Below are 9,569 nucleotides of genomic sequence, written 5' to 3'. Positions count from 1 at the left end.
GCGGTCGCCCGCGCCCTGGTGCACCGCCCGGCGGTGCTGTTCGCCGACGAGCCCACCGGCGCGCTGGACCGGGCCGCCGGCCAACTGGTGCTCGCCGAACTGCTCGCGCTGAGCGCCGAACGCGGCACCGCCGTGCTGCTGGTGACGCACGACGAGTCGGTGGCCGCCGCCGCCGGACGGCGGCTGGACCTGGTCGACGGCCGGATCTCCGCCGGGGCCGCACGGTGACGGTGCTGCGCCTGGGCTGGGCGCTGACCCGGGGCGCGGGGCGACGGGGCCGCTGGCGGCTGCTGCTGATGGCGCTGGGCGCGGCCCTCGGCGCGGCCTGCCTGGCCGCCGTGCTGACCCTGCCGCAGCTGCTGGAGGCCCGCACCGTCCACGAGCAGCACCGCACCCCGTACCCGGCGCAGGCCGGCGCGCCCGCCCTCGACGGCGCCGCCTTCCGCACCGTGCAGGGCAGTTGGGGGACGGACGCGCTCACCGAGGTGCTGATCGCCGCCCCCGGACGGGTCGCCCTGCCCGGCGGGGCGACCGCGCCGCGCCCCGGCGAACTGCTGGTCTCCCCGCGCCTGCGCGACCTGCTGGCCGCCGAGCCCGCGCTGCGCGAGCGCCTGCCCGGCACCGTCGCGGGCGTGCTGCCCGGGGCGCTGCTGGCCGCGCCCGACGAGCTGTACGCCTATCTCGGCGTGCAGCGCGGGCAGTTGGAGCAGGGGCAGCCGCTGGGCGGTTTCGGGCTGGCGTTCCGGCCGCCCGCGCTGCTCGACGGGAAGACGCTGCACCTGCTGGAGTTCATGCTGGCGGTGTTCGTGCTGCTGCCGCTGGGCCTGTTCCTGGCGGGCTGCAACCGGCTGTCCGCGGCGAGCCGGCTGCGCACCCTGGCGGCGTTCCGGCTGACCGGGATGTCCGCGCGGGACGTACGCCGGCTGAACGCGCTGGAACCGGCCGGGGCGGCGCTGCTTGGCGCGGCGGCCGGGCTGGCCGGGTACGCGCTGGCGGCCCGGACGGGCGGCCGGGTCGGGCTGCCGGGGCTGGCCTGGTTCCCGGGGGACGCCGCGCCGTCGGCGGCCACCGTGCTGCTGTGCCTACTGGGCCTGCCCGCGGGCGCGGTGCTGATCTCCCGGGCCGGGACGTCCGCGGTGGCCGACAGCCCGCTGGAGGCGCGGCGCGAGCGGCCGCCGCGGGCGCCCTCCCGGTGGCGGTCGCTGCCGCTCGCGGCGGGTCTGGCGGTGCTCGGCCTGCTGTGGCTCGTCCCGTCCGGTTCCGGCCGCCCCGCCGGGGCGCTGTCCGCGCCGCTGCTGCTGGCCGGGGTGGTCGCCACCGGCTACGGGGTGGTCGCCTGCTACCCGCTGCTGGCCCGCGCCCTGGCCCGGCGGGCGGCCCGCGACCCGCGCTCGCTGTCGGTGCTGCTGGGTGCGCGCCGCGGCGAGACGGAGCCGGGCGGCGCGGTGCGGGCCACCGCCGGGCTGGTGCTGTTCGTCTTCGCCCTGGGCCTGGCGCACGGCGTCTTCCGCGACTGGCACGCGGCCGCGCAGCCGCGGCGGCCCGTCCAGTACCTGGGGCTCGAGGGCGCCGACGCCCCCGGGCTCGACGCGGCCCGGCTGCGCACCCTGCCGGGCGTGGACGAGGCGGTCCTGACGGTGCGCAACCTGGTGCCGCCGCCCAGCACCGTCCCCGACCACCGGCCCGTCACCGCCACCGCCCTGCTGGGCACCTGCGCGGACCTGGCCCGGTTCACCGCCGTACCGCCGCTCGGCTGCACCGACGGCGCGCCGCTGCTGCTGGACACCGGGAACGGGGCGCCGCTGCCCGCGCCGGGCACCGAACTGCGCTTCCCCACCGGGCGGAACGGCGACGGGAGCGGGAGCGGGAGCGGGAGCACTGATGGTGACGGGAGCGGGAGCACCGGTGGCACCGGTGGCACCGGCGGAGGGCCGGACGCCGTCACCGTCGCGGTGCCGTCCGCGCGGGCCTCGGTCACCTGGCCGCCCGACTCCCCGCTGTACGGCACCGGCCTCCTGCTGCCCCCGGACACCCTGCCGGGCACCGCCGCCGCCACCGGCACCCTCACCCTGGCCACCCGGGCCTCCACCGCCACCGTGCAGCGGGTGCTCGGCGCGCTCGCCGCGGCCGCGCCCTCCGCCGAACCGGTGCTGTACGGCGTCGACACCGACGGCCTGCGCAAGGCCCGGCTGGTCGACACCCTCTACACCGCGGGCACCGCGCTCGGCGTGGCCGTCACCGTCCTGGCCCACCTGGTCGCCGCCCTCGACCGGGCCCTGGAACGCCGCCGCAACGTCACCGCGCTGACCCTGATCGGCGTCCCGCGCCGCACCCTGCGCCGCGCCCAGGTCGTCCAGACCGTGCTGTTCCTCGGCTGCGGCCTGCTCCCGGCGGTGGCGGCCGGCGCGCTGGCGGGACGCGCCTACGACGCGTACGGCGGGCTGGTGCACGCGTGGGACTGGCCCGCCTTCGCCCGCACCCTCGCCGCCTGCGCGGCGGTGCTCGCCGTCGCCGTCCTGGGCGCGCTGCCGCTGCTGGTGCGGCGGATCGACCCGGCGCTGATCCGCCGCGACTGAGACCCCGTCGAGAGCCCCTGTCGAGAACCCCTGTCGAGAGCCCACCCCACCCGACGCCGCCACCCGCCTCCGGGCGGCGCGGCCCGACCGCCCCGAGCGGGAGCCACCGTGAACACCGCAGCCACCGAACCCGAGTCAGCGCCCGGCACCGAACCCGGCACCGAACCCGGCACCGAGCCCGGCACCGAACCCGGGTCGGAGGCAGGGTCCGGCACCGAGCCCAGGGCGGAATCCGGGTCGGGCGGGCGGCCGAAGCCGCTGCTGCGCCGGGTGCTGGGCCCTTCCCGCGGCCGCACCGTGCTGGGGTGCGTCGTCTCGGCGCTGCTGATCGCCCTGCTGATCAAGACCTTCCTGGTGCAGGTCTTCGTGATCCCGTCCGGCTCGATGATGGGCACCCTGGAGAAGGGCGACCGGGTCGCCGTGGACAAGCTCAGCCCCTGGCTGGGCGAGCGGCCGCACCGCGGCGAGGTGGTGGTCTTCAAGGATCCGGGCGGCTGGCTGACCGAGCCGCCCGAGCCCGGCAACGTCGTGCAGAGCGTGCTGAGCCACCTCGGCCTGGTGCCCGACGCGGACGAGAGGGACCTGATCAAGCGGGTGATCGCGGTCGGCGGCGACACCGTCGAGTGCAACGCGGGCCAGCCGCTGAAGGTCAACGGCACCGCCCTGGACGAGCCCTACCTCTACCCGGGCTCCACCCCCTGCGACGACAACCCGGTCGGCACCGTCAAGGTCCCGGAGGGCTTCCTGTGGGTGATGGGCGACCACCGCAACGACTCCCGCGACTCCCGCTACCAGTACCTCCACAACCCGGCGGGCGGATTCGTCCCGCTCGGCGACGTCATCGGCCGCGCCCGCGTCCTGGTCTGGCCCGCGGACCGCTGGGCCACCCTGCCGGTCCCCCCGACCTTCAGCCGCGTCCACTGACGCTCCGCCGCCGGCCTTCCGGCCCGGGGCCCGTGCGGCGCGCGGGCCCGCCCCGTCGGCCCGCGCGTCAGCGCGCCGTCCCGTCCTCCGCCCGCCCCACCACGTACAGCCCGGCCCTCGCCGCCAGCGCCGCGGCCGCCGCCGCCCGGTCGGCCTCCGCTTCGCCCACCGGCTCCGCGGTGATGTACATCCGCAGGTAGAGCGGGGCGACGGTGGCCCGGATCACCTCGTGACCGTCGGTGCCGGGCGGGACCTCGCCGCGGGCGATCGCCTCGGTGACCGCCACGGCGGTGCTCTCGCGACGCTTGGCCAGCACCTCGGACAGCGCCCGCCGGGCCTTCGGGGAGGCCGCCGCGGCGGAGACCATGGCGCACTGCCAGGCCCGGTGGGCCGGGTTCCCGTACAGGGCGACGACGGCGCGGGCGACCGTCCGCAGGTCGCCCTCCAGGGTGGGCCCCGAGCCCAGGGTGATGGACACGGCGAGGTGGTCGGCGAGGTCGACCACGATGTTCTCCAGGGTGCCCCAGCGCCGGTAGACGGTGGTGGCGGCGACTTTGGCGCGGTCGGCGATCCGGTCGATCCGGGTGTCGGCGTAGCCGTGCTCGACCAGCTCGGCGAGGGCGGCCTCCAGGACCGAGACCCTGGTCCGGGCGGTGCGGCCGCCCGGACGGCGGGTGCCCGGCGCGGGTGCCCCGGCGCCGTCCGGTTCCGGTGCGGTGTCGAAGTCCTCGGTTGCCAAATGAAAATTCCCTTGCGTTAGTGGCGGCAGGTCCGCCAAGATCGAGCCTAATGCAAAATGTCATGCATTTACTTCGTTCTCTGGAAGGCCCCGCATGCCCCTGCCCCGCGTGGAGCACCGTTTCGTGGACGTCGACGGCGTCCGCGTCTTCTACCGCGCCGCCGGGCCGGAGACCGCCCCGGTCCTGCTGCTCCTGCACGGCTTCCCGTCCGCCTCGCACCAGTACCGCCGCCTGTTCGAGGCCCTCGCCCCGCGGTTCCGGCTGATCGCGCCGGACTACCCGGGCTTCGGGCACACCGAGGCCCCGGCCTCCTTCCGGTACTCCTTCGACGCGCTGTCCGAGGTCCTGGAGGGCTTCGTGGACGCGCTCGGCCTGGAGCGTTTCGCGCTGTACGCCTTCGACTTCGGCGGCCCGGTAGGCTTCCGGCTGGCCACCCGCCGCCCGGAGCTGATCGCCGGCCTGGTGGTGCAGAACGCCAACGCGTACCTGGAGGGCCTGTCCGAGCTCGCGCTCGAGACGGTCGCGCACCGCACCGGCGAGCCGGGCGCCGCGGAGGCCGTCCAGCCGCTGTTCACCCTGGAGGTGACGCGCGGCCAGTACGAGGGCGGCGCCACCGACCCGGCCCTGATCGCCCCGGACGGCTGGACGCTGGACCAGCACTTCCTCGACCTGCCGGGCCGCCGCGAGGCGCAGACCGCGCTGGCCCTGGACTACCACTCGAACCTCGGGCTGTACCCCGTCTGGCAGCGCTGGCTGCGCGAGCACCGGCCGCCGACGCTGGTGCTCTGGGGGCGCGAGGACGCCTTCTTCCTCCCGGCCGGGGCCGAGGCGTACCGGCGGGACGTACCGGGCGCCGAGGTGCACCTGTTCGACACCGGCCACTTCGCCCTGGAGGAGTGCGCGCCCGAGATCGCCCCGCTGATCGCCGGCTTCCTGGAGCGGCTGACCGCGCCCCGCCCGCTGCGGGTGGCCGTGCTCGGCGCGAGCGGCCACCTCGGCGGCGAGGTGGCCCGCGAGGCCGAGCGCCGCGGCCACCACGTCACCCCGCTCGGCCGGGCGGACGCGGACGCGGCGGACGAAGCCGCGCTGGCCGCCGTGCTGGTCGGCCACGACGCGGTGGTCGCCGCGCTCAAGGGCCCGGACCACCTGGTGCCGCGCGCCGCCGGGGCGCTGCTGGCCGCGCTGCCGAAGGCGGGGGTGTCGCGGCTGCTGTTCGTGGGCGGCGGCGGCAGCCTGGAGCACGCACCGGGCCGGCGCTTCGTCGACTCGCCGGATTTCCCCGCCCAGTACCTGGAGACCGCCCGGGACCAGACGGCCGCGCTCGACCTGCTGCGCGCCGCCGACACCCCGGTGGAGTGGACGTACTTCAGCCCGCCCCCGGTGCACCTCGTCCCGGGCGGGCGGACGGGCCGCTACCGGGTGGCCGCCACCGACGCACCACTGACGGACGGGGAGGGCGCCAGCCGGATCACCACCGGCGACTTCGCCTCCGCGGCGGTGGACGCGCTGGAGCGGGGCAGCTTCCCCCGCGCCCGGATCACCGCCGTCGGCCTCGGCTGACGCAGCCCCGCGCGCCCCGGCCGGCCCCCCACCCGGCCGGGGTTCCCCTCACGGCCCCTCACGGCCCTCCGCTCCCCTCACGGCCCCTCCAACCGTTCCAGCCCCGGCAGCCAAGCGTGCCCGGGGTGGGCACGGCGCAGCCATCCGGCCAGCGTCCGTCGGCGTTCGGCGTCCAGCACCGGCAGCACGCGTTCGAAGTCGGCGTGGTCCTTGTCCCTGGTCGCCTTGGCCTTGAACAGCAGGACCAGTTCGGGCCGCAGGTAGGGGATGCCGTCGGCGGTCCGCTCGACGATCCGGTGGTACGGCAGGCGCAGGCTCTCGTCACGCCGGCAGATCCAGGTGTCGCCGTCGTGCGGTTCGCGGAACACGTCGAACCGGTACCGTCCGCTCGCCGGGTCCCGCGCCCAGGTCTGCCGGGTGGCGGCCAGCGGCTCCGCTCCGGCGTCCGGCCAGGTCATCCCCCAGCCGACCGCGTCGAACTCCAACTCGGGGAAGTGCGCCCGCAGTTCGCCGAACGCGCCGGCCGGCACCGCGATCTCCAGGTCCCCGTGCGGACGGGTCTGGGCGCCGAGGAAGAGGTCCAGCGCCCAGCCGGCCGCCACGTACCAGGGTGCGGCGAGCCCCTCCAGCCGCCGGGCGACCTGTTCGGGCCGCCAGGCCCCGGCCCAGCGCGCATCGGTCTCCGCCGCGTCCCACCGCACTCCGCCGGCCGGCGGTCCCCCCGTGTCCATCCCCCGAACCTAGCGGCTGCCGGGCCGCGTCGTCCCCCGACAACCGCGCCCACCCGCCGCGGGCCCCGCCGCCCTCTCCCCCGGGGCCGCCCGCCCGTGCGAGGATCGGCCGTCATGGAGATCATCGACAGCGGGCGCTTCCGCCCCGCCCCGGACGGTTCGGCCCACTACGCGGAGCACCTGAGCGTGCCCGCGCTGAGCTTCGGCACCTACTCCCTCCCGGCGGGCAGCACCGACGACCAGTCACCGCACCTGCAGGACGAGGTCTACGTGGTCACCCGGGGCCGGGCCCGGTTCACCTCCGGCGGCCGCACCGTGGACGTCGGCCCCGGCACTTCGCTGTTCGTCCCGGCCCAGGAGGAGCACCGCTTCCACGACATCACCGAGGACCTGGTGGCCCTGGTCCTCTTCGCCCCGGCCTACAGCGGCGTGCCGGCCCCGGCCGACCTGGACTGAGCGGGGCGCAGCAGGACTTCGCTGCCCACGGGCGTGAAGCCGCAGGCGAGGAAGGCGCGCAGGGAGCGGGCGTTGCCCGGGGAGACGGCGGCGAAGACGGGGGTGCCGGCGGGCAGCAGGGTGAGGGCGTCGCGCAGCAGGGAGCGGCCGTGGCCCCGGCCGTCGGGGTGGGTGGCGTGCAGTTCGATGCTGAGTTCGCGGCGTCCGGCCAGTCCTTCGGCGAGGGTGACCAGTCCGCGTCCGTCGCCGTGCACGGTGACGCCGGTGCGCAGTTCGCGGGCGTAGCGGACCCGCGGGTGGTCGTCCTGGTCGGTCAGGACGGGGAGGCGGGGCGGGCCGCCGGTGGCGCGGGCGGTGAGGGTGGCGTCGGTGACGCCGATCCAGCCGCCGGGGCCGGCCAGGTGCAGCAGGAAGCCGGGAGCGTGGGATCCGCCGAAGCCGTCCGCGCCGGCCTCGGCGACCCGGCGGGCGTCGAGGGCGGTGGCGACGACGGCGTGCCCGGTGAACGCGACCGAGCACTCCAGGCCGCCGGGCAGCGGCGGCAGCACCGTGACCCGGCCGTCCACGGGCGGGAAGCGGCCGTCGGCGGCGGCCAGGAGGTACTCCAGCAGGGGGTGCGGTGCGTCGGGCACGTTCGGGGTGGGCCTTTCTTCGGCCGTGCGCGGGGCGGGAGTTGTCGCGCGCGGGCTGGTGCTGTGCGGGGCCGGTGGTGTGCGGGACGGTGGCGTGCGGGCCGGTGGTGTGCCTGCGACCTTATCGGGTGGCCGCCCGGCGCGGGTGGGCACCCGGGGGCCTGTGGTGCTGTCCGACCTGCCGCTTCTGCGCGCCGCCGTGCGGCGTCCGACGCCCTGGAGCCGCCCCGATGGCCGCCGTCTGCCCCTCGTGCTCGCTGGCCGACCGCACCGTGCCCGTGCCGGCCGCGCTGCGCGACCGCGACGCGCCGCTGGACCGGTCGACCCGCCGGCTGCTGGAGGTACCGCCGGAGCCGGTCGGCGGGAGCGGGCTCTCGACGCTGCTGCTCCTGCTGGCGGCGTTCTCCAGCCTGTGGACGCTGAACGACCTGGTGCGGCTGGCCCGTTCGGGAAGCGCGGCGACGCCGGGCGGGCTGGTCGCCGTGCTGGCGGCCGCGGCGGTCACGGTGGCCGCGTACCGGGCGAGTGCGGCGCTGCGCCGGCGGGCGGACCGGAGGCAGGCGGCGGCGGGCGGCTGGCCGGCCACCCGCGAGCAGTGGCGGCCGGTGCACCGGGCGTGGCGGGCGGCCTGGCTGTGCCGGGGCTGCCGGGCCGCGTTCCTCCCGGCGGGGGCGCTGGGGCCGGGCTTCCCGACGTCCGGCCCGCTGTCCTTCGAGCACTTCCGGGACTGGCTGACCGGGACGGCCCGGCGGGCGGAACGGACCGGCGGCTTCTCCCCCGCCGACCAGGAGCCGACCGACCGGGAGCCGACCGGGCAGCAGCCCACCGGGCCGGGGCCCGCCGCGCCCGCGCACTGACGGGCCGTCACCACCCCGACCGGGCCCAGGGGGTGAGCTTCTCCCGGAAGGCGGGGTCGCGGACGGCGGGATTCCGGGCCAGGGTATCCCGGATCAGCCGGCCGCAGTAGAAGACCGGCCGCCAGCTGTACGGCGGCAGCGGGTCGTCCCGTTCGAGCGCGGCCTGCAGCCGGCTCTTCACCCGCAGCGGGCGCCGGTCACCGGCGAAGGCGAGGTGCCGCCAGATCTCGATGTCCATCGGGACGGCCCGGACGCCGGGCGGCGCGGGCCAGACCTCGCCGGTGCGCGGGTGCCGCGGGACGAGGGCGATGCCGGGCGGCGGGTCGGTGAGCGGCAGGTGGGGGCCGTGCAGGGCGCAGCGTACGGCGGGGCCGGCGGTGCGCAGGTAGACGTCGAGTTCGCGGCCGAAGAACCGTTCGACGGCGCGCTGTTCGAACACCGGGGGTGCGCCGCCGGTGGCGACCATCAGGTCGGCCAGCGTCATGGCGGCCTCCTGTTCGCACCGGTGGTTCCAGTTCCCCCGGGCGTCGACCGGCGGCGGCCCGGAGCGGTCGTGGACGAGTTCGGTCCAGTCGGCGGGCGGCCGGTCTGGCCCGGCGGGGACGGCACGCACCGCGCCGGGGTCGAACCAGACGGCCTGCCAGATCTCGCAGTCGTCGTCGCGGCCGCCGACCGGGCGCAGGCAGGCGGCGCAGGACAGGTTGTCTCCGCTGATGCCGCAGCAGAAGCCGACGACCCGTTCGCGGGCGAGCACCGTGCCGGTGGCGTCGGCGGGTGCGCACAGCGTCCGGCCGACCGGGCCGGTCAGCAGCCCTTCGACGGGAGCGTGGTAGCCGCGCGCCTCGGCCTCACCCTCGGCGAGGTCCTCCCAACGCCGCCACGGCCCGCTGGACGGCTCGGGGGCGACGGCATAGCTCCCGGCGTCCATCAGGGCGGGCAGCTGGGTGCCGTTGCCGATGCTCCAGTGGGCGTAGGGCGGGTACCGGACCTTGGTGAGGGGCCGGGTGAGGGCCGCCCCGCAGTGGGCGCAGGCAAGGATCTCCAAACAGCGCTCCTTCCAGCGCGGGCAGTATCCGCCGGGAAGTAGCGTGCC

Annotated in this window: 9 protein-coding genes and 1 pseudogene; 6 read left to right on the top strand and 4 right to left on the bottom strand. The window is 77.2% G+C overall.

All coding sequences use genetic code 11. The features are described 5' to 3' along the window. The 3 genes and pseudogenes from ACFUEL_RS28125 to lepB form a co-directional block, all read left to right on the top strand. Positions 1–228: pseudogene (locus ACFUEL_RS28125) on the top strand (ABC transporter ATP-binding protein); the annotation flags it as partial. Further along, a complete protein-coding gene (locus ACFUEL_RS28120; RefSeq protein ID WP_380239569.1) occupies positions 225–2,576 on the top strand; it encodes an ABC transporter permease in 2,352 nt (783 codons plus the stop codon). The pseudogene ACFUEL_RS28125 and the gene ACFUEL_RS28120, both read left to right, overlap by 4 nt. Positions 2,577–2,684: 108 nt before the next feature. Then, the gene (gene lepB, locus ACFUEL_RS28115) at positions 2,685–3,500 is read left to right on the top strand and encodes a signal peptidase I (RefSeq protein WP_380239568.1); all 816 of its coding nucleotides are present in this window, start codon (positions 2,685–2,687) and stop codon (positions 3,498–3,500) included. Positions 3,501–3,567: 67 nt separating this feature from the next. Here lepB and ACFUEL_RS28110 read toward each other — a convergent pair whose 3' ends face one another. Continuing rightward, a complete protein-coding gene (locus ACFUEL_RS28110) occupies positions 3,568–4,239 on the bottom strand; it encodes a TetR/AcrR family transcriptional regulator (protein WP_380239567.1) in 672 nt (223 codons plus the stop codon). Positions 4,240–4,333: 94 nt separating this feature from the next. Between ACFUEL_RS28110 and ACFUEL_RS28105 the strand changes: the two genes are divergently transcribed. Further along, a complete protein-coding gene (locus ACFUEL_RS28105) occupies positions 4,334–5,800 on the top strand; it encodes an alpha/beta fold hydrolase (protein WP_380239566.1) in 1,467 nt (488 codons plus the stop codon). Positions 5,801–5,877: 77 nt separating this feature from the next. Here the strand turns inward: ACFUEL_RS28105 and ACFUEL_RS28100 are convergent, their stop codons facing one another. Next, a complete protein-coding gene (locus tag ACFUEL_RS28100) occupies positions 5,878–6,531 on the bottom strand; it encodes a nucleotidyltransferase domain-containing protein (RefSeq protein ID WP_380239565.1) in 654 nt (217 codons plus the stop codon). 114 nt (positions 6,532–6,645) lie between these two features. Here ACFUEL_RS28100 and ACFUEL_RS28095 point away from each other — a divergent pair, with 114 nt between their 5' ends. Then, positions 6,646–6,987, top strand: coding sequence for a cupin domain-containing protein (locus ACFUEL_RS28095; RefSeq protein ID WP_380239564.1), 342 nt, complete (start codon positions 6,646–6,648; stop codon positions 6,985–6,987). On the opposite strand, the gene ACFUEL_RS28090 is transcribed toward ACFUEL_RS28095, so the two are convergent. Further along, complete coding sequence (locus ACFUEL_RS28090; RefSeq protein WP_380239563.1) at positions 6,951–7,619, bottom strand: hypothetical protein; 669 nt, start codon at positions 7,617–7,619, stop codon at positions 6,951–6,953. The two genes, ACFUEL_RS28095 and ACFUEL_RS28090, sit on opposite strands and share 37 nt — an antisense overlap. 230 nt (positions 7,620–7,849) lie before the next feature. Here ACFUEL_RS28090 and ACFUEL_RS28085 point away from each other — a divergent pair, with 230 nt between their 5' ends. Beyond that, positions 7,850–8,476 (top strand): hypothetical protein, encoded by a 627-nt coding sequence (locus ACFUEL_RS28085; RefSeq protein ID WP_380239562.1) that lies wholly within the window; start codon positions 7,850–7,852, stop codon positions 8,474–8,476. 7 nt (positions 8,477–8,483) lie between these two features. On the opposite strand, the gene ACFUEL_RS28080 is transcribed toward ACFUEL_RS28085, so the two are convergent. After that, a complete protein-coding gene (locus ACFUEL_RS28080) occupies positions 8,484–9,521 on the bottom strand; it encodes a hypothetical protein (protein ID WP_380239561.1) in 1,038 nt (345 codons plus the stop codon). Positions 9,522–9,569 lie beyond the last annotated feature (48 nt).

The organism is Kitasatospora sp. NPDC057198 (assembly GCF_042670125.1).
Lineage (GTDB): Bacteria > Actinomycetota > Actinomycetes > Streptomycetales > Streptomycetaceae > Kitasatospora.
This window is presented reverse-complemented; position numbering and strand designations above follow the sequence as displayed.